9 protein-coding genes are annotated in these 22461 nt (G+C 39.3%); 8 read left to right on the forward strand and 1 reads right to left on the reverse strand.

From position 1 onward, the window contains the following. Nucleotides 1-366 precede the first annotated feature (366 nt). A complete protein-coding gene (locus tag AB674_RS18040) occupies nucleotides 367-1203 on the forward strand; it encodes a helix-turn-helix domain-containing protein (RefSeq protein ID WP_047778669.1) in 837 nt (278 codons plus the stop codon). An 88-nt stretch (nucleotides 1204-1291) separates the two neighbouring features. Continuing rightward, on the forward strand, nucleotides 1292-1840 hold the full coding sequence (locus AB674_RS18045; protein ID WP_047778670.1) for a YbhB/YbcL family Raf kinase inhibitor-like protein: 549 nt from the start codon (nucleotides 1292-1294) through the stop codon (nucleotides 1838-1840). A gap of 138 nt (nucleotides 1841-1978) precedes the next feature. Here the strand turns inward: AB674_RS18045 and AB674_RS18050 are convergent, their stop codons facing one another. Beyond that, nucleotides 1979-2176 (reverse strand): hypothetical protein, encoded by a 198-nt coding sequence (locus AB674_RS18050; RefSeq protein WP_047778671.1) that lies wholly within the window; start codon nucleotides 2174-2176, stop codon nucleotides 1979-1981. 784 nt (nucleotides 2177-2960) lie between these two features. Here AB674_RS18050 and AB674_RS18055 point away from each other — a divergent pair. The 6 genes from AB674_RS18055 (at nucleotide 2961) to AB674_RS18080 (ending at nucleotide 22452) form a co-directional block, all read left to right on the forward strand. Beyond that, nucleotides 2961-5339 (forward strand): arylsulfatase, encoded by a 2379-nt coding sequence (locus tag AB674_RS18055; protein ID WP_053004320.1) that lies wholly within the window; start codon nucleotides 2961-2963, stop codon nucleotides 5337-5339. A 10-nt stretch (nucleotides 5340-5349) separates the two neighbouring features. After that, a complete protein-coding gene (locus AB674_RS18060) occupies nucleotides 5350-6933 on the forward strand; it encodes an arylsulfatase (RefSeq protein ID WP_053004321.1) in 1584 nt (527 codons plus the stop codon). Between the two features lie 36 nt (nucleotides 6934-6969). Continuing rightward, nucleotides 6970-7938 (forward strand): transporter, encoded by a 969-nt coding sequence (locus tag AB674_RS18065; RefSeq protein WP_047778672.1) that lies wholly within the window; start codon nucleotides 6970-6972, stop codon nucleotides 7936-7938. A gap of 60 nt (nucleotides 7939-7998) precedes the next feature. Next, nucleotides 7999-8424, forward strand: a complete 426-nt coding sequence (locus AB674_RS18070) for a hypothetical protein (RefSeq protein ID WP_053004322.1) — start codon at nucleotides 7999-8001, stop codon at nucleotides 8422-8424. A gap of 197 nt (nucleotides 8425-8621) precedes the next feature. Then, nucleotides 8622-21491 carry a PKD domain-containing protein gene (locus AB674_RS22635; protein ID WP_053004323.1) on the forward strand — a complete coding sequence of 4290 codons (12870 nt, stop codon included), beginning with the start codon at nucleotides 8622-8624 and terminating at the stop codon, nucleotides 21489-21491. A 43-nt stretch (nucleotides 21492-21534) separates the two neighbouring features. Continuing rightward, the gene (locus AB674_RS18080) at nucleotides 21535-22452 is read left to right on the forward strand and encodes a type IX secretion system membrane protein PorP/SprF (RefSeq protein ID WP_047778673.1); all 918 of its coding nucleotides are present in this window, start codon (nucleotides 21535-21537) and stop codon (nucleotides 22450-22452) included. Nucleotides 22453-22461: the final 9 nt, after the last annotated feature.

A 22461-nucleotide genomic window follows, 5' to 3' on the forward strand; every position in this document is an offset into this window, starting at 1 on the left:
TGAATTTCAAGATAAAAAGAAGCATCACTTTTGATGTTCTGTTTTTGCTGTTTCCTGAAATTCAGGATTTAATAGGCTAAAAGTATAAAACTTTTTGGTGCTTTAAAGTTAACTTATTGTAAAACAGTATTTTCAAATTGTAAATAAATCAGAGAAACGAACAACTACTTTTTTTAGCTACCCGAATTTGCGATTACCCGAAAGCGAAAGTTTAGTGCTTGTAGCTGTCGAATGTGTTTTTAGAAGGTCTTTTTTTTGTAATTTGGCTATTGAAAAAATAAGCAAACAGACGCCGTAAATCATATTTATTCGAATTACGACCAACAGCTTAAGTAACTACCTTTTATAAAACTTCATAAAAATAGAATGGACATAATTAGAATTCCTGATGAGCTTCTGGCTGAATCTTCACAATCGGTACAAGTTTTCGATTACAACAGTACGCAGGAAATTTCGAAGCAGCAGATCATTTTGAATCAGAACATATTTAGCTTTTTAGTAGAAGGCACAAAAGAGATTGTTTTGGAGAATTCGTCTTTATCCATCACTAATTCAAAGTTTCTTATAATGAAGTCTGGTCATTGTTTAATGACAGAGAAACTTTCTGAGACCAAGAATTATAAAAGTGTACTTCTTTTCTTTTCAAATGATGTTTTGCTGAAATTTATACGAAAATTTAAACTAAACAGCATTGAACCGACTGATTATAAACCAGTTTTTTCCTTTGAATATGATGCGTTTATAAAAGGATTTGTCAATAGTTTATTGGATATTTCAAAGCTTTCAAAAAATACGCAGCGGGTATTATTAGAAGTTAAGTTTGAAGAAATTATGTTGTACCTGATAGAAACACGCGGAATAGATTTTCTGCTGTCACTAACTTTAAACAATAGTGTTCCGGCACAAAAATTTATTCGTATTGTAGAGAGCAACCAGTTGAGTAAATTAACTTTAAACGAGTTGGCTTTTTTATGTGATATGAGTATTTCTACTTTTAAAAGGGAATTTGAAAAACAGTATTCCGAATCACCCAGTAAATGGTTTCAAAACAAAAGATTAGAATATGCACATTCTTTGCTCAATCAGGAGCAAAGAAGTTCTTCTGAAATATATTTTGAAGTCGGTTATGAGAATCTATCAAGCTTTATTCAGGCCTACAAATCAAAATACGGGGTCACACCAAAACACCATCAGAAAATTTGAGCTTTTAGCAACAGTTTTTGAACCGGATGCTATAATTTCTAAACGGCTATGCGATCTAAATTTGCTTAAAATTATAAATCGCAACAAAATGAAAAAAGCAAATTTGATTCTGGTACTGTCATTAGTTTTCTCCGTTACCCTTTTTGGTCAAAAAACATTTACGCTAACCAGTAATGACCTTGGAGGAGAAATTACAAAAAAGCAAGAATTTAGTGGATTTGGCTGTTCCGGTGGTAACCAATCGCCACAATTACTTTGGAAAAATGCTCCTGAAGGAACAAAAAGTTTTGCCATAACGATGTACGACCCTGATGCACCTACAGGAAGTGGGTTCTGGCATTGGATCGTATTTGATATTCCTGCAAACGTAAATGAATTGGTAGCCAATGCCGGGAATATAAAACTTAATCTGGCACCAAAAGAGGCCATTCAAAGTATAACCGATTATGGAATAAAAGGGTTTGGAGGAGCATGTCCACCCGAAGGACATGGATTTCATCAATATATACTAACCGTTTATGCTTTAAAAACAGATAAATTGGGCGTTACTGAAAATACAAATCCTGCTATAGTTGGTTTTAATCTTTGGAATCAAACACTGGCAAAGGCAAGTATTGTGGCTTATTATAAGAGATAAAAAATTATTCTTTTTTAAGAGGAAAAATGCAAGGCTGAGGTTGTATTATAAGTGAATAGTACACTGGGGACCCTGTAGAAATTATTTTTACAGGGTTTACTTCAAAAAAAACACTTTATAATTTTAATACAGAGTGGTTTAGTTCTGCTTGTTTTTAATTTTTCCAATATAAAAGGTACTTCCTATAATTAGAACAATCAAAGCAAAGTAAACATAACTAATCATATAACTGGTGTTGTGAATATAAATATGCAAAAAGTATTCAGTTGGATAGATAAAACCATAAGTTAGTAATCCAAATCCGGAAATTAAAAGAGTGTAAATAAACCATTTCATAATTTTTTGCACTATTTGTTAATATTTAAGGGGTTAAAAGAAATTTTCAAATGAGACAATGAATTTCATTTCTGTATGTTTTTTGAAACCACAGTTCCATTACATAATAACAAGAATATCACATCTACAATAAACTCTAATTCTGATAGTAAAGGAATATGATAGTTATGTTATGTTTATGAGATAATAGATATACGTATAAAATTGTTTTATGGATGTAATCATCTTATGTTTTAATGTTCTTGCGATTTTTGAATTGAAGGACATCTTCTTTCAAAAAATAAAGAATTGAAAAAGAGCAATCCGGTTTATTTTTTCAGGGCAGATAAGAGTTATCAAGTGAGAGGAAAGTAGACACAAAAAAGATTAAACCCTGGAAATAGATTCTAAAAAATAATAACTGAAACGCATTTTGTAAAATTATTTTTTGGCTTAACGAATAGCCATTTTAAAAAAAATATAAAAAAAGAGAAGCCCAAAAGCTCAATTCAATCCGAATTGGGCTTTTGGGCTTTATCTGCTAAGAAGAAGAAAGAAGACGAAAATGTAGAACCATTATTTAGAAATGTGGAAAAATACGGGCCCTTTGTATTGTTTTCTTGTTTCATATTATAAAATGAAACCTGTTTAAAAAGAAATGAAAACTAAAAAAAAGTTAAATAACTTAATTTTAACGATAATAGTGGCGTAAAAAAAACACAGTCATTTTTTGAAAGGAGACAACCCTTTTTTTAAAAGTCAGTGATTTAAATTTTTTATCGGTCTAAAATCCAAATTATAGAATATGAAAATTAAATTACTATTTTCCATTGCATTTGTTTTTGTTGGTTTGAATGTTCATTGTCAGGAAAATCAAACTCCTAAAGTAAGACCTTCTGACGGCAGTGTTCTTCCATTTCCTGAACCGCCTACAGCAAGTATAGCCGGAGAATCATTGGCAGAAAGCAAACACGTAAGGAGAAAATACCCAAGCCATTTACCAAAAGATGCACCCAATATTGTAATTGTTTTAATGGATGATGTTGGTTTTGGATTGCCGTCTACTTTTGGAGGAGAAGTAAACACACCGACCTTATCAAAAGTATACAATAATGGTATTGCCTACAATGAATTTCATACTACCTCTATATGCTCGCCAACAAGAGCTTCTCTTTTAACAGGTCGTAATCACACCCGCGTTGGAAACGGTACAATCGCCGAACGTGCAGTAGATTGGGACGGTTATACCGGAATTATTCCAAAAGAAGCAGCAACAATAGCCGAGGTATTAAAAAATTACGGGTACAGAACCTCAGCCTTTGGAAAATGGCACAATACTCCGGCGAATCAAACCTCTAAAATGGGACCTTTTGATTACTGGCCGGTTAATTATGGTTTTCAGCATTTTTATGGGTTTTTGGGTGGCGAAACCTCTCAATATGAACCCCGATTGATTAATGATTTTACGCCAATCGAACCTCCACACAAAGAAAATTATCACTTGTCAGTTGATTTGGCTGATAATGCGATCGAATGGTTAGAAGACCGTAAAGCTTTTGCACAGGACGAACCTTTCTTTTTATACTTTGCTCCCGGTGCTGGTCATGGACCTCATCATATTTTTAAAGAATGGGCCGATAAATACAAAGGTAAATTCGATGATGGCTGGGATGCCTACAGAGAACGGGTTTTTAAACGTCAGAAAGCGATGGGTTGGATTCCAAAAGACGCACAACTCACAGAAAGAAATGAAAAAATGGCTTCCTGGGCGAGTATTCCGGAAAGCGAAAGACCTTTTCAGGCTCGTTTGATGGAAATTTTCGCCGGTTTTGTAGAGCACTGTGACAGCCAGGTAGGCCGTATTTATGACAAGATTGATGAAATGGGTTTAAAAGAAAATACCATTTTTATTTATATCTGGGGAGATAATGGTAGTAGTGCCGAAGGTCAAAATGGCTCTATCAGCGAATTATTGGCTCAGAATAATATCCCGAATACCATCGCACAGCAAATTTCTACTTTAAAAGAGTTGGGCGGGCTGGATGTATTAGGAACCGCACATACTGATAATATGTACAATGCCGGATGGGCTTGGGCAGGAAATACACCTTTTAAAAATACCAAATTGGTAGCGTCCCATTTCGGAGGAACACGAAACCCGCTGATCATCAGTTGGCCAAAAGGAATTAAACCTGATAAAACACCTCGTTCGCAATTTCACCATGTCAATGATTTAGTGCCAACATTGTATGATGTACTTGGTATTACACCTCCAAAAGTGGTAAATGGTTTTGACCAAATTCCTCTGGATGGAATCAGTATGAAATATACTTTTAATGATCCTAAAGCCAAACCAGCTCCAAAAACACAGTTTTTTGATAACAACGGTAGTCGCGGTATTTATAAAGACGGTTGGTACGCCTGTACTTTTGGACCACTTTATCCATGGATTCCGGCACAAAAAGGATTAGCAGAATGGGATTCTAAAAAAGATGTTTGGGAATTGTATGATTTGACGAAAGATTATACACAGCACAACGATTTAGCAGCTAAAAATCCGAAGAAAGTGCAAGAGATGGAAAAAGTATTTTTAGATCAGGCGGGTAGTAATAAAGACTTCCCGATTGGTGCCGGAATCTGGTTGCGTTTGCATCCGGAAGATGTAATTACATCTCCCAATACGAGTTGGACTTTTAGCCAAACCAGTACCAGAATGCCTGAGTTTGCCGCACCGGGTTTAGGTAAAAAAAGTAATAAAGTACTTGTTGATATTGATATTCAGGAAAATGCAAACGGAGTATTGTACGCTTTAGCTGGAGCCGGAGGAGGACTGACCTGCTTTATGGAAAATGGTAAAGTGGTTTATGAGTACAACATGATGCTTATACAAAGAACAACTTTGGAATCTAAAGAAAAATTAAAAGCAGGAAAACATACTATCGAAATTACAACCGTCCTTGCAAAACCATTAGCGCCGGCAACAGTTACCATGAAAATTGACGGTATAGAAACAGCCAGTGGGACAGTACCTATGACGGTTCCGGCAGCATTTAGTGCCAACGAAACTTTTGATGTGGGTACTGATTTGGGTTCTCCGGTTTCGTTACGCTATTTTGATAAAGCTCCTTTTGCGTTTAACGGAAAAATAAATTCGGTAAAAGTCGATTTGATTAAAAATAATTAAGCCAAAACAAATGAGAAAGATTCTTTTAGTTGCATTTTTACTGCTGCTTTTTTTGAAGGCTGTAGCTCAGGTTACTCCTTTGAGCAAAGCAAAAATTATAGAAGGAAAAGAAAGTTGGCAACCTGCCATTCCTAATCCTGCGCAAGATAAAATTGCCGCAGATATGCTGGCAGCGCTAAAAAAGAAAACAGGAAAAACACCCAATATTGTTTGGTTTGTGATCGACGATATGGGATTTGGTGATCCGGGATGTTATGGCGGAGGCGCTTCAATAGGTGCTGCCACTCCCAATATAGACCGACTGGCAAATCAGGGTTTAAAGCTAACCTCAACCTATTCACAACCAACCTGTACACCAACACGTTCAGCTATTTTAACAGGACGAATTCCATACAGAACAGGACTTACCCGTCCAATATTAGCAGGCGATAAATTGACCAAAAACCCTTGGGCAGATGAAATCAGTTTGCCAACGCTTCTGAGTGGGGCCGGTTATAAAACAGTTTTAAGCGGAAAATGGCATATTGGAGAATTAGAAGGCATGCGTCCGACCGAAGTTGGATTTGACGAATGGTATGGCTGGTACGCTGCTGAAAAGGAAATTACACAAAGTTTTGATAAACGACGGTATCCGGATTTGGTTTTGGATACGTTTAAGTTAGCGGCTTACAATAAACTGGACGCCGGAAAAGATTTAATGTTTGGAACTAAAGGAGGTAAAATCATCACCAAAAAAGTGACAACAGGTACAGACGATATTGCAGAAGGCGATCAGACGTTGAAAAAATACAGTCTCGAAAAAATAAAAGAGTTCGCAAAATCCGGTAAACCTTTCTTTTTAGAACATGCTTTTATGAAAGTACATGCCGACAATTTTGCCTCCAAAGAATTTGAAGGCAAAAGCGCCAGTAAATACCCTTATAAAGACGGGGTTGTTGAAGTAGATGCCATAATTGGCGAATTGGTAGCTGAATTGGAAAAAGAAGGACTTTTAGAAAATACTTTTATTTTTATTACATCAGATAACGGTCCACAGGAAGATAGCTGGCCGGATGGCGGTTATACCCCTTTTCACGGAGGAAAAGGAACTGCCTGGGAAGGTGGAACACGGGTACCCGGAATTGCCTATTGGAAAGGCATGATCAAACCGGGAAGAGAAAGTGCCGAATTGTTTGATCTGATGGATTTATTTAATACCACTTTGAATATTGCCGGAATTGCAAACAAAATCCCTACAGACCGATATATTGACGGCATAGATCAGACTTCATTTTTATTGGCAGACAAAGGGGAGTCCAAAAGAGATCGGGTTTATACTTGGGTTGAAGGCAAATTTTCTTCTATACGAATGTATGAATACAAAGAATATTTTCAATTTACCAATGCAGAAAGGGACATGATGAATATCGATTTCTCCTACACAGGTCAGCCGGGTTTAGCGCCGTGGTTGTTTAATTTATACATAGATCCAAAAGAAAGAATGCCTGTCGGACATCGTTTAAATGCCTGGACTGCGGTAATGGCTGCCGAGGCAAAAGGACATGCGGCAACCTTTAGAAAATATCCGCCGAAAGATGTAGGATTAGGGCAATAAGATTTTTGTTTTCAATGATAAAATAAAAAAGAGGTTATGAAAAAAAACAAAATAAAATATATACTACTAATTGGTATTTTGATCTTTTCTTTTAAAAATACATTTGCGCAGGGAGATGGTGCGAGAATGCTTTTATGGGGACCAACAGGAGCAACGGGTTTAATACCCAAATGGATGCATCTGAATCAGAATATAACCCCTGCTAATATTTTGGTTAATGGAGCAGACCTTACCATTAACGCTTTTCCTGTTACCCTGATTCATAATTTTAATTTGGGTGGGAATTTTGCTCAGATTATGTTAAATGCAGTACCGGGTAATGTTTCAGGAACTTTAAATGCTGCCGCATTAAGTAATCTCAATTTGCCGTCAACAATTGACGTAAGTTCCGGAGGTTTTGCGGATGGTTTTATCGGATTTAAATACGGATTAATAAATCAACCCGCACTGAATGTTAAAGAATATGTGGCGTATCAGCATAAAACTTTTTCGATGATGGGGTATTTCAGAACTTGGTATTCCGGTTCCTATGATAGAAATAAAGCGATGAATCTGGGGAGTAACCGATTTACGTTTGAATTGGGATTTCCAATGAATATTCATCTGAGTAAGGATCCCAAAAGAGTGACGTGGTTAGAGGTTTACCCATCGGTGCAAATGTATACGACCAATAGTGATCCTACTTTTATAACCCGGGCGAGAGAAACCAAACAAAAACCGCTGTTTGCTATCGAAAATCACTTGACTCATAATTTTACAGAAAAATTCTGGGCCGGCGCAGATTTGAGATACCAGTACGGAGGAGCATTAGAATACGACGGAGTTAAACAAGACAATAAAATAAATGCATTGGGTGGTGGCGCGACGGTTGGTTATCAAATTATACCCCCTTTGGGAATTAATATGTCATATGCCGGCGTTTTTTCGAATCCGTCGAATGTAGATGCCAATATGTTTAAAATAACAGCCGTTTTCACCTACGTTAATTTGAAGAAATTGAAGTAGAAAAATCGAAACCACATGTTGACCTTGAGTCAAGGTGATTAATAGTAAAAAATAAATGTTATGAAAAAGATACTAGTTTTAGGTATGATTTTGTTGGCAGTTCAATTGACAACTGCTCAAAAAGTGATAAGAAAAAATAATAATGTGGTAAACAATAATAATGTCGGTTCCTGGCGTGTGATAGGCAGCAGATCGGTTACACACAATGCCGATCATGACAAACTTGATGTGACCCATCGGGATTCCTTTAGAAAATTAAAACTTAAGGTGACAGATTCGCCGCTTAACATGCAAAAAATGGTCGTAGATTATGAGAGTGGGGCACCTGAAAATATCGAATTAAGACAAAATATAGCCAAAGGAGGAGAAAGCAGAGTAATTGATCTTCGCGGAGGCAAACGCAAAATTAAAGCCATTCATTTTTGGTATGACACCAAAGGATTTTTAAATGGCAAAGCAGAAGTGACCGTTTTTGGCATGAAATAAACAGCATGAAATACTTCCCAAATTTTTAAACCTACTCTTTTTTTGATACCGGATTAATTCTGATTCCCAATGAGGAATTACTAAGGTCAAAATTAAATTTATGTATGTTACCAGGTTAGACGTTTACAATTTTTGTAATTGTGAATGATCTGATTAATGTTTGAATAAAGTTTTTCCACTATAAATAAGTATACTATATGGAACAAGATTACCAAACAAGACTTTTTGGATACAGAATTATCAGAAAAGGAATAATTTTTTGGAGCCTAATTTTATTTTTCGGCAATCTTATCAGCGTAAAAGCTCAAAATTGTACGGTTAATGCAGGTGTGCTCAATGAAACTATTTGCGCCATAGATCCTATGATGTTGCAAGGAAATAGTCCGGCTCCAATTATTGGTACTGCAAAATGGACACAAATAGGCGGGCCGTCTGTTACCATAACTTCTCCAAATTCACCTACCACAACAGTAACCGGATATACTGGTGGAAATACCTATGTTTTTCGTTATTCGGCGATCTGTGGTGACGGTGTTTTGGCTTTTCAGGATAAAACAGTTATTGTCGTACCAATTACGGTAGCCAATGCCGGAGCCAATATCGCTTCGTGTCCTAATTCCACAGGAAGCATTGCTATTTCAGGGAATGCCCCTCAAAACCCGGGAGAAACCGGGCATTGGGAAATAACGGGAGCAAATAATGCAGGTGTTGTTATGAATTTTCCAACGTCGGCTACTACAACTTTAACACTGCCAACAACGAGTTGTGGTGTGAGTACATTGACCTGGGTAATTACAGGACCGGAATATTCTCCCGGAAAATTTTGTTCCTCTTCTTCTTCCATAACTGTTACCAATTATGGAGGGGTTACACCAGTTAGCGCAGGATCAGATATTACGCTGACGAATTGTTATACGACTACGCAAAATGTGAATTTAAATGGTTCTTTCGGAGGTTGCGGATTAAATGGTCAAATGGGAACCTGGACCTTTGTCAGTGGACCCAACACACCAATAATTGGAAACCCAAATTCGAGTTCAACCAATGTTTCTAATTTACAGGAAGGAACTTATGTTTTAAGATGGACAGTTGTAGGACCTTGTGCATCGGGCAGCGACGAAGTAACTATTACAGTGCCAGCTGCTACACAAGACGTAACCGTACTTCCGGGAGGTACAGAACGTATTTATTTTTGTGATCCTACCATTAATCAGGTAACACTTTCTGCACCGGCGCCTTTGTATGCCGGTGAAACGGTTTTATGGACACAAATTGGTGGTACAACATTGCCTCCGGGATCTATACAATCGCCTGCAAGTCCAACAACTTTAGTGACAAATATTTCGGATGCAGGAGATCCTTATACTTTTCGATACACTTTAACAAACTCTAATACAGGCTGTGTTTTTACAAAAGATTATGTGGTAGAATATAAAGAGTCGACGCGAACCATCTCCGTAAATGGTGGAGAAGATCTTTATGGAAATTGTGAGCAAACTCAATTTACGATACCTATAGTTGTAACAGGAACAGGCTATAATCGATATAGAATTTTAGATGGTCCGATTGGTTCTCCTCTTGGTCCATTTCCGACGGCTCCTTTACAAATTGGAGAGACCAGTGTGACTTTGCCGGATTTAACAATACCGGGTACTTATTCACTACAATTTGCCAGAACAGAAGATGGAAATTTACCCGTAGGCTGTGATTATGGTTTTGATAGTATAGCGGTTATCGTATCTGCACAGGCTACACCTTCAAATGCGGGATCAGACGTTAGTTTAAATTGCGGTATGACAGCAGCACCTTTGGAAGGAGTTGGTACAACGGCAGAAGGAACTAGCTATTGGACACAATTAAGTGGTCCAAACGAGGCCAATATAGTAGACCATACGGCTCAGAATACCATGGCGACCGGTTTAATTCCGGGAACGTATGAATTTCAATATATTACAAAAGGAGGAGGTTCCAGATGTCCTTTTTCTACTGATAACGTGACTGTTTATGTTTCAAGCGGTATACTTTCAACAGTGAGTGCAGGACCGGATCAGGGGGCGTGTATAAATTCACAGCTTACTATGAATGGTAGCATTCCCGCATCGGGAGAATATGGAATATGGTCTCAGGTTTCCGGCCCCGATGTTATTGTTTTTGCAGATTCAAGTAATCCTACTACTATGGCAACCGGTTTTTTAACGGCAGGAGGGACAAATGTATTGCGATGGACCATAGGTTATTTGCATCCGGGGACAAGTGGTTGTAGTACGCCAATTTCAGATGACATATCAGTATTAACTTCTGTAGATATGGCGGGTACTGTGGCTATGGCGGGTACTGATGCTTGTTATCCGACTAATACAACCACAATAAATTTAAATGCCAATACACCCGCAGTTGGTGAGCAGGGTACATGGACTGTTAATCCAAGCGCAGGAGTAGTTTTTGCCGATAATCATGACCCTCAGACAGCTGTTACAATTCCCGGTGATAATTTTTATAAATTTATCTGGACGATTACTTTAACCGGTGGTTCTTGCGGTAATTCTTCAGATTCAGTAGAAGTAACCGTTGCTGAAAATCCGGCAACAGCTGGAGCCGGTCCTGATCAAAGTGTTTGTGGTACAACCGTAACCATGGCTGCAACTTTGTCCAGTGGGGCTGTTGGGGTATGGTCAAGAGTTTCCGGTTTTGGTGATTATACAATTAGTAATGTAACAGATCCAAATGCTGTATTTACATTTGAGAGCAGCGGACCTTATGTTTTTCGTTGGACGGTAACTGCAGGTTCTTGTTCAACAGCATCAGACGATGTTCGAATCTTACTTGGTGTACCACCGCAAGTTGCAAATGCAGGTCCTGATCAGGAAATTTGCAATGGAACTTCAGCAACGATGGCAGGAAGTTCTTATAATGAGTTTTTTGAAGGGGGTGAATGGTCGCTTTTAGCAGGAGCACCCAACATACCCTTGATTGTTGATCCAATGGATCCTAATACGGTAATTAATAATCTGGTAGAAGGAAAATACGTTTTTAGATGGAAGGTAACAAGTACGGAAAACTTTTTATGTCCGATATCATTTGATGATGTTATTATAGAAGTTGCAGCTCCGGCTTCGGCAGGATCTGATGCCACCTATTGTGATGTATCAAGTGTACAGTTGATCGGATCAGAAAACTCCACAGGAACCTGGACCTTAACAAGTGGTAATCCGGCAGGGGTTACTATTACGCAATCACCATCAAACAGTTACGTGGCCAATGCAACAGTGGTTCCGGGAAATACCTATGTCTTTACTTATACTACCAGTACCTATAGTTTTACATCAGGAAATACTTGTCCGGGAAATTCAGATACTGTAACCGTTACCGTAAACAGCGGGGCAAGTGTTCAGCCGGATGCAGGACCCGATCAAACGATCTGTACGACCGATGTTGGGGGCATAATAACTTTAAATGGAAACACAAAACCAATAGACGTAACTACTTCAGAATGGGAATGGGTATTACAACCCGGCACAAGTGTGGCTAATATTACCGATATTAATGATCCGGGGACACAAGTTACGGGTCTGACAGTACCGGGATTGTACATCTTAAAATGGGTATTTAAAAATTCAAACGGAAGTCCGGGTGGAGGAGGAAGCTGTAGAGATTTATCCGATATCGTTCGTATTAATGTATTCCAGGCTCCAAGTCAGGCCGACGCAGGTCCTGACGATACAGTTGCTTGTCAACGAACTTATACAACCAATGCCGTTGCACCTACAGCAGGAATTGGAAGATGGTCTTTTGCAATACCGGCAGATGATCCGTCAGGAGGACAGGCGGTTATTGACAGCCCGAATAATCCACAGACAACTTTATCAAATGTTACAACTTTAGGAACTTACATATTAACTTGGACTGTGACAAACGGACCATTTACCAATCCATCAACATGTCAGCCTTCTGTAGATCAGGTTTCTGTTATTTTTAATGATGTGCCTCCATCTATTGCAAATGCAGGACCGGATAAGGAATTATGTGCGGTGACTCAGACCAATCTGGCTGCAGTTCCTCTGACGCAAGGTGTAGGAACCTGGACGCAAACTCTGGGAACTCTGGCAAATATTGCGTCACCAAATGATCCTGCAACTCTTGTTTTTGGTTTAACAACAGGGGTTTACGAGTTTACTTGGACGGCAGCGACAGCAAATAATGATGGTTGCTCTTCTTCAGATACAATGCGTATTGAGATTTACGAACAACCTATTAATGCCAATGCTGGTCCTGACCAGACTTTACCTCAGTTTGCTTCTGTAACGTTGGGAGCAACTCCGCCTACAGTTGGGCAAGGACAATGGGTTAAGGTTTCAGGAACTTCTTCGGTGGTTTTTAGCGATGTAACTTCTCCAACAACAGCGGTGTCTGGATTAGATGTAGGGACGACCGTTTTTGAGTGGCGTGTTACAAACGGCCCTTGCGCTGTTGCAACGGATCAGGTCAGTATTACTATAATTGCAAACACCGATTTGGAATTGATAAAATCAGTTACCCCAAACAATGTAAATGTGGGTAGCGAGGTAACTTTTATTATAAGTGTTTTTAATAATCCTAGTACAGGAGGAACCGTAGATGCTACAGGTGTTGGCGTAAAAGACCTTTTACCTGACGGGTATACCATAGTTCCCGGTTCTGTTAGCAATGGGGGAGTATATAATATAGGGGATTCTTCTATAAGCTGGTCTAATCTGAATGTTACACTAGGAGCACTTTTAGATCTTACTTTTAAAGCGACAGTAAATGCAACGGGGAATTATGTAAACTCAGCAGAGATTGTGGCCTGTAATCAGTTTGATATTGACAGTACACCAAATAATAATATTCCGACCGAAGACGATCAGGACGATGCTACAATTTCAATACAATCAGCCGATTTATCATTGCAAAAATCAGTAGTGCCAACGGCTGTAAGCATTGGGGACAATGTGGTTTTTACTGTAATGGTGACCAATTCAGGCCCAAATAATGCAACCAATGTTTCGGTTAGAGATCAATTGCCTGTTGGATATACTTATGTAAGTGATACCGGAGCAGGAGCTTACAATGATGCTACAGGAATCTGGACTGTCGGAACTTTAAATAACGGAAATTCCTCCACCTTAACCATTACAGCAACCGTAAAAGTAACGACTGTTGTAAATGGCTATCAAAATACAGCACAAGTTATAACATCCGATCAAATTGATCCGGACAGTATACCGAATAATAATGTTCCAACCGAAGACGATCAGGATGATGCTGTTATCACCTTGCAAAATGCTGATTTAGAATTAGACAAAACGGTTTCCCCGACTAGTACTACAGCGGGAGGAGTGGTAACCTTTACATTGGCTCTTACTAATAATGGACCGGGGAATGCTACGGGAGTTGAGATTAAAGATTATCTTCCAAATGGCTACACGCTGGTTTCAGGATCCGTATCAAATGGTGGTACTTACGATGCTGCCAGCAGTACTTTGCTTTGGCAAAATTTAAGCTTAGCGAATGGCGGAGCTTTGAATCTTACTTTTGATGCAACGGTTAATGCGACAGGAACTTATGTAAATACAGCGGAAGTTACAAAAAGTGATCTTCCCGATCCTGATAGTACGCCAAACAATAATATTCCAACCGAGGACGATCAGGATGATGCTACGATTGTCATCGAATCAGCCGATTTATCGTTACAAAAATCAGTAGTACCAACTGTTGTAAGTATTGGGGAAAATGTGGTTTTCACAGTAGTAGTAACCAATTCCGGACCAAATAATGCAACGAATGTTTCGGTTAGAGATCAATTGCCTGTTGGGTATACTTATGTAAGTGATACCGGAGCAGGAGCTTACAATGATGCTACCGGAATCTGGACTGTTGGAAATTTAAATAATGGAAATTCCTCCACCTTAACCATTACAGCAACCGTAAAAACAACGACTGTTGTAAATGGCTATCAAAATACCGCACAAGTTATAACATCCGATCAAAATGATCCGGACAGTACACCGAATAATAATGTTCCAACTGAAGACGATCAGGATGATGCTACGGTTACCTTACAAGTTGCCGATTTAGAATTAGCAAAAACGGTTTCTCCAATTAGTACTACAGCCGGAGGAGTGGTAACCTTTACATTAGCTCTTACTAATAATGGACCAGGAAATGCTACAGGAGTTGAGATTAAAGATTATCTTCCAAATGGCTACACACTGGTTGCAGGATCCGCATCAAATGGTGGTACTTACGATGCTGCCAGCAGTACTTTGCTTTGGCAAAACTTAAGTATCGCAAATGGAGGACTATTGAATCTTACTTTTGATGCAACGGTTAATGCAACAGGAACTTATGTAAATACAGCGGAAGTTACCAAGAGTGATCTTCCCGATCCTGACAGTACACCAAACAATAATATTCCAACCGAGGACGATCAGGATGACGCTACGGTTGTAATAGAATCAGCCGATTTATCATTGCAAAAATCAGTAGTACCAACTATTGTGAGTATTGGAGATAATGTGGTTTTCACAGTAGTAGTAACCAATTCCGGGCCAAATAATGCAACCAATGTTTCGGTTAGAGATCAACTGCCTGTAGGATATACTTATGTGAGTGATACCGGAGCTGGAGCTTACAATGATGCTACAGGAATCTGGACTATCGGAACTTTAAACAATGGAGATTCCTCCACCTTAACGATTACAGCAGCCGTAAAAGCAACCGCTGTTGCAAATGGATATCAAAATACAGCACAAGTGATAACATCCGATCAAAATGATCCTGACAGTACACCAAATAATAATGTTACTACAGAAGACGATCAGGATGATGCAACAGTTACCTTGCAAAATGCTGATTTAGAATTAGAAAAAACAGTCGCTCCAACAAGTGTGACAGTAGGCGGAGTGGTAACCTTTACCTTGGCTCTTACTAACAAAGGACCGGGAAATGCGACGGGAGTTGACATTAAAGATTACCTTCCAAATGGGTATACACTGGTTTCAGGATCCGTATCAAATGGAGGTACTTATGATGCCGCCAGCAGTACTTTGCTTTGGCAAAATTTAAGCTTAGCGAATGGCGGAGCTTTGAATCTTACTTTTGATGCAACAGCAAGTGCAACAGGGACTTATGTAAATACAGCTGAGGTTACGAAGAGTGATCTTCCGGATCCCGACAGTACACCAAATAATGATGATGGAGATCAAAGCGAAGATGATGAATCTGCTGCAACGATTACCATTTTGCCTAATATGGTAGATTTGTCCTTGACTAAAACGGTAGTTAATAATACTTTAACGCCATTGGTAGGTTCTCAGATTTCTTTTGAAATCAGAGTAAACAATAGCAGTCTAAATACGGCTACCGGTGTTCAGGTAAAAGACAAAATTCCAACAGGATATAGTTATGTTTTATTTAGCTCGACTTCCGGTACTTACAATGATACCACAGGAGTTTGGGATGTTGGAGTAGTTAATCCCGGAACAACAGAAATTTTACTATTGACGGTAAATGTAAATGCTACAGGCGATTATCTTAACATTGCGGAAGTAACAGCATGTGATCAGCCTGATATCGATAGTACACCAAATAATGGCGTAACAACAGAAGATGATTATGACACCGCAATTGTGGCACCAGTTTCACTTGCCGCCGACTTATCTCTAACCAAAACAATTGTCGGAGGAAATACAACACCATTAGTTGGTTCACAAATCTCATTCGAAGTAATAGTAACCAACGGTGGCCCTCAAGATGCGACCGGAGTTCAGGTTACCGATAAACTTCCGACGGGTTATACGTATGCAATTTCGAACACCTCAGCAGGTACCTATGATGCCAGTAGCGGAGTTTGGAATATTGGTGGATTGCCAAAAGGAGAATCAGAAACATTAGTAATTACCGCAACCGTAAATGCTACGGGTGATTATCTTAATATTGCTGAAGTTACCGCAAGCGACTTACCGGATCCTGATAGTACACCAAATAACGGAGTTGTAACAGAAGACGATTATGGAAGTGTTACGATAACGCCAATTGCTACGGTTGCCGATCTTTCTTTAACCAAAACAATTGTCGGAGGAAATACAACACCATTAGTAGGCTCACAAATTTCATTCGAAGTAATAGTGACCAATGACGGACCTCAGGACACAAGCGGAGTTCAGGTTGTTGATAAACTTCCTACCGGTTATACGTATGTCAGTTCAACTCTTTCGGCAGGTACTTATAATCCTACCAACGGATTATGGAATATAGGAGGTTTGCCAAACGGACAATCGCAAACTTTAACGATAACAGCAATCGTAAACGCAACAGGGGATTACCTTAATATCGCTGAAGTGACGGCAAGTAGTTTACCGGATCCTGACAGTACACCAAATAATGGTAACGTAACAGAAGATGATTATGGAAGTGTTACGATAACGCCAATTGCTACGGTTGCCGATCTTTCTTTAACCAAAACAATTGTAGGAGGAAATACAACACCATTAGTTGGCTCACAAATTTCATTCGAAGTAATAGTGACCAATGGAGGTCCACAAGATGTTACGGGAGTTCAGGTAGGGGATAAACTTCCTACTGGTTATACTTATGCCAGTGCAACTCCTTCAGCAGGGACTTATGATGCGACTACCGGATTCTGGAACATAGGAGGTCTGCCAAACGGACAATCGGAAACATTAGTAATTACCGCAACGGTAAATGCGACAGGCGATTACCTTAATATTGCTGAAGTAACCGCAAGCAGTTTACCCGATCCCGACAGTACACCGAATAACGGAGTTGTAACAGAAGACGACTATGGAAGTGTTACTATACTTCCGGTTGCTGCAATGGCCGATTTATCTTTAGCAAAAACAATTGTAGGAGGAAATCCTTCGCCATTATTTGGTTCGCAGGTTTCTTTTGAAATAGTGGTAACCAATAGCGGGCCTCAGGATGCAACTGGAGTTCAGGTTACGGAGTCACTTCCTACTGGTTACACTTTTGCTAGCGCAACTCCTTCTGCAGGGACTTACAATGCCGGTAACGGAGTATGGACTGTTGGAGGATTACCAAATGGACAATCGCAAACTTTAACTATAACAGCAACCGTAAATGCAACAGGTAATTATACTAATGTTGCCGAAGTTACCGCCAGCAGTTTGCCCGATCCTGACAGTACACCAAATAACGGTGATATAACAGAAGATGATTATGCAAATGTTGTTGTAACACCGGTTTCAGGTGTTGCCGATTTATCGTTGACTAAAACCATAGTTGGAGGAAATACCACAGCACTAGTTGGTTCAGAAGTTACTTTTGAAGTAATAGTAACCAATAGTGGTCCACAAGATGTTACGGGAGTTCAGGTAGGGGATAAACTTCCAACTGGATTTACTTATACGCGTTCCAGTATTTCAACAGGAACGTACGATGGGACTACCGGAATTTGGAATGTAGGAGGTTTAATAAACGGTAAATCTGAAACCCTAACAGTAAGCGGAACAGTAAATGCAACAGGTGATTATGCAAACATTGCTGAAGTTACCGCGAGCAGTTTGCCGGATCCAGACAGTACACCAAATAATGGTGACGCAACAGAAGACGATTACGGAAGCGTGACGGTAACGCCAACAAGTTTAGCTGCCGATTTATCGTTAACCAAAACCATAGTTGGAGGAAATACCACAGCACTGGTGGGTTCAGAGGTTACTTTTGAAGTAATAGTGACTAATAGTGGTCCACAAGATGTGACGGGAGTTCAAGTAACGGATAAACTTCCAACCGGATTTACGTATACGCGTTCGAGTATTTCTACAGGAACATACGATGCGACTACCGGAATTTGGAATGTTGGAGGCTTAATAAACGGTAAATCAGAAACCTTAACAGTAAGCGGAACAGTAAATGGAACAGGGGATTATGCAAACATTGCCGAAGTCACCGCAAGCAGCTTACCGGATCCTGACAGTACACCAAATAATGGAGTTACAACCGAAGACGATTACGGAAGCGTAACCGTAACGCCAACTAATTTAGCTGCCGATTTATCGTTGACCAAAACAATTGTTGGAGGAAATACGACAGCGTTAGTTGGTTCAGAAGTTACTTTTGAAGTGATAGTAACCAATAGTGGTCCGCAAGATGTGACAGGAGTTCAGGTAGGGGATAAACTTCCAACAGGATTTACTTATACGCGTTCCAGTATTTCAACAGGAACATACGATGCGACTACCGGAATTTGGAATGTTGGAGGCTTAATAAACGGAAAATCAGAAACCTTAATGGTAAGCGGAACAGTAAATGCAACAGGAGATTACCTCAACATCGCTGAGGTTACTGCCAGCAGTTTACCGGATCCGGATAGTACACCAAATAATGGAATTGTAACAGAAGACGATTATGGAAGTGTAACGGTAACTCCAACTAGTTTAGCTGCCGATTTATCGTTGACTAAAACGATTGTTGGAGGAAATACAACAGCATTGGTGGGTTCAGAAGTTACTTTTGAAGTAATAGTGACTAATAGTGGTCCACAAGATGTTACCGGAGTTCAGGTAACGGATAAACTTCCAACCGGATTTACTTATACGCGTTCCAGTATTTCGACAGGAACATACGATGCGACTACCGGAATTTGGAATGTTGGAGGATTAATAAACGGTAAATCCGAAACTTTAACAGTAAGCGGAACAGTAAATGCAACAGGAGATTACATCAACATAGCTGAGGTTACCACCAGCAGTTTACCGGATCCTGACAGTACACCAAATAATGGAGTTACAACCGAAGACGATTATGGAAGCGTAACGGTAACGCCAACTAATTTAGCTGCCGATTTAGCATTGACCAAAACATTGATAGGCGGTAATACCAGTCCGGCATATGGAACCTCAGTAACCTTTCAGATTACCGTAAACAATAAAGGACCACAAGGTGCCGGAAAAGTACAAGTGACAGACAAGCTACCGAGCGGTTATACCTATGTTGTATTTAGTTCTACTGCTGGTGTTTATAACGAAGTAACCGGAATCTGGGATGTTGGAGCAATTGCCAATGGAGCTTCAGAAACTTTGTTGATAACTGCAATCGTAAATATTACAGGAGACTACCGCAATACAGCCGAAGTATTTTCTTCAGATTTGCCGGATCCTAATAGTACGCCAAACAATGGAGTGGTAACAGAAGACGATATTAGTTCTGTAATTCTGACTCCGGTTAATACTATTGCCGATTTATCACTTGAAAAATTGGTAGTAGATGATATGCTGACTCCTTTAGTAGGCTCTCAGATTACATTCCAAATTACATTGATGAATTCAGGACCAAACATTGCAACGGGTGTTGAAGTAAAAGACCTGTTACCTGCTGGGTATACCTTTGTTTTCTACAATGCAAGTTCCGGTTCGTACAATAGAACGACAGGGATTTGGAATCCGGGAATTGTACTTCCAAACAGTAGTCAAACCTTGCTGATAAATGTATTGGTTAATGCTCCGACAGGTACAGTTGATGAATACTTGAACATTACAGAAGTAACAGCAGCAGACGATTTTGACCCTGACAGTACACCAAATAATGGTATCACGACAGAAGACGATTACGACAGTATATCGGTAACGCCAATTATTGTGATGGCAGATTTATCTATAGAAAAAACAATTATCGGAAATCAAAAACCAAATGTGGGTGATATCGTTACGTTCCAGGTTAAAGTCAAAAATGACGGACCAGGAAATGCAACCGGTGTTGAAGTAAAAGACCTGCTTCCTTCCGGATTTGCTTATATGATGCACAGTGCAACAAGCGGAACCTACACCTTCGCAGATGGAAGATGGAATGTAGGATCAATTCTCAATGGCAACGAACAGATTTTATTAATTAATGCTACCGTTAAACCTGCGACAGGAGCTGCAAACGAATATTTAAACATCACAGAAGTTACAGCAAGCGCATTACCGGATCCTGATAGTACACCGAATAATGGTGTTACAACAGAAGACGATTATGACAGCATCCTGGTAGATGTACAATTGGCGAATCTGAGTTTAGAAAAAACGGTTAGTAATGTAAAAGCGAATGTTAATGAAGTTGTAACCTTTACAGTTCAGGTTAATAATGCAGGTCCGGTAGTGGCAACCGGTGTTGCTGTCGAAGATTTACTGCCAATAGGGTATAGTAACATTACTAATATTAGCGGTGGAGGTATCTACAGCGGCTTTAGAATCACCTGGTCTAATTTGCAAATTCCACTGAGTGGTTTGACCTTAACGTTTCAGGCAACAGTTGAAACACCAAACGGTCTAAAAGATTCCGATTATGTAAATACAGCGCAGGTTACAGCCAGTGATCAATTTGATCCAAACAGTACTCCGGATAATGATGATGGAGATCAAAGCGAAGACGATGAAGACAATGCCTTTATTGAATCGCCAAAAACCGATATCGCGATTATAAAAACAGTCGATGCAACAGATCCTCCAATTGATGCGCTAATCAATTTTACGATTACAGCAGATAACATTGGAAGTCTAAAAGCAACAAATCTAGAAGTACAGGATGTTTTACCTACTGGCTATCAATTTGTATCGTCATCAACAAGTTCAGGAACTTTTGATGCCGGAACCGGAATCTGGAAAATACCTGCTGTTGATGTTAATTCAGTTCAGACTTTAACCTTAAAAGTAAAAGTACGTGACGTTAAAGACTATTTAAACACAGCAAAATTAGTAGCCTTAGATCAAATAGATACGAATGCTTCCAACAATCAAAGCAGTGCTACGATTGAACCGGCCTGTTTAAAAATCCACAATGAGTTTTCTCCTAATGACGATGGTGTCAACGATGTATTCTATATAGATTGTATTGCCAACTATCCTAACAATGTACTCGAAATTTACAATAGATGGGGGAATTTGATTTATACACAACAGGGATATAAAAATACCTGGGACGGAACTGCCGACGGATCTTCAAAATTACTACCGGTCGGAACCTATTTCTATATTTTGGATCTGGGAGACGGAACGCCAAAAACATCAGGTTGGTTGTATTTAAAACGATAAGTAGTAAGTAAACGGAATAGTAAATTGCTAATAACATTGAACAATGGTCAGAAGATATAACCAAATTATCGCTATACTAATGCTGTTTATTGCAAACTTTATGTATGGGCAGCAAGATCCGCAATACACACAATATATGTACAATACATTGAGTGTGAACTCTGCGTATGCAGGATCTGCGGGGCATTTGACAATTACAGGGATCTACAGAACGCAGTGGGTCGGGCTGGAAGGAGCTCCGAACACGCAATCCTTTACACTGGATTCTCCCGTCGGAAAAAATGTCGGACTGGGATTATCTATCGTAAATGATGAAATAGGTCCGTCAGAAGAACAATACGTTGATTTGAATTTCTCTTATTCAATAAAAGCATCCGATACCTACAAGCTTTCCTTTGGGGTAAAAGGAGGAGGAAGAGTAATTAATATTGACTGGTCTAAAGGTTCTTTTAAAGATAACGACGTTCAATTTCAGCAAAACATTCAGAATAAGTTTTTGCCTGTTGTTGGTGCCGGGATTTATCTGCATAGCGAAAAAAGCTACTTAGGATTATCGGTACCTAATTTTCTAACAGACGAACGCTACGATGAGATTCAGGAAGGTTTGGCAGACGAGCGCATGCATTTGTTTTTAATAGGAGGATGGGTTTTTGACCTTAGCCCGAGTGTCAAATTCAAACCTGCTTTTTTAACCAAGTATGTGTCGGGTGCACCAGTGATTGTAGATTTATCGGCCAATTTTATGTTTAATGATAAGTTTAGATTGGGAGCCTCTTATCGTACAGGAGATTCCTTTAGTGCATTGGCAGGTTTCCAGATTACACCTCAGTTTTTAATTGGATATACCTATGATTATACGACTACTGAACTGCAGAAATTTTCGTCAGGAAGTCATGAGATCATGTTGCGCTTTGAGTTAAAATCAAAAGAGAAAGGACTAAAATCGCCAAGATTTTTTTAAACTAAAGAG

It is taken from the genome of Flavobacterium sp. ABG, from assembly GCF_001027725.1.
GTDB lineage: Bacteria > Bacteroidota > Bacteroidia > Flavobacteriales > Flavobacteriaceae > Flavobacterium > Flavobacterium cupriresistens.

What these genes read in the sequence shown, in the direction of transcription:
- AB674_RS18040 (WP_047778669.1), top strand. Translation starts at nt 367, where the DNA reads ATGGACATAATTAGAATTCCTGATGAGCTTCTGGCTGAATCTTCACAA.
- AB674_RS18045 (WP_047778670.1), top strand. Translation starts at nt 1,292, where the DNA reads ATGAAAAAAGCAAATTTGATTCTGGTACTGTCATTAGTTTTCTCCGTT.
- AB674_RS18050 (WP_047778671.1), bottom strand. Translation starts at nt 2,176, where the DNA reads ATGAAATGGTTTATTTACACTCTTTTAATTTCCGGATTTGGATTACTA.
- AB674_RS18055 (WP_053004320.1), top strand. Translation starts at nt 2,961, where the DNA reads ATGAAAATTAAATTACTATTTTCCATTGCATTTGTTTTTGTTGGTTTG.
- AB674_RS18060 (WP_053004321.1), top strand. Translation starts at nt 5,350, where the DNA reads ATGAGAAAGATTCTTTTAGTTGCATTTTTACTGCTGCTTTTTTTGAAG.
- AB674_RS18065 (WP_047778672.1), top strand. Translation starts at nt 6,970, where the DNA reads ATGAAAAAAAACAAAATAAAATATATACTACTAATTGGTATTTTGATC.
- AB674_RS18070 (WP_053004322.1), top strand. Translation starts at nt 7,999, where the DNA reads ATGAAAAAGATACTAGTTTTAGGTATGATTTTGTTGGCAGTTCAATTG.
- AB674_RS22635 (WP_053004323.1), top strand. Translation starts at nt 8,622, where the DNA reads ATGGAACAAGATTACCAAACAAGACTTTTTGGATACAGAATTATCAGA.
- AB674_RS18080 (WP_047778673.1), top strand. Translation starts at nt 21,535, where the DNA reads ATGGTCAGAAGATATAACCAAATTATCGCTATACTAATGCTGTTTATT.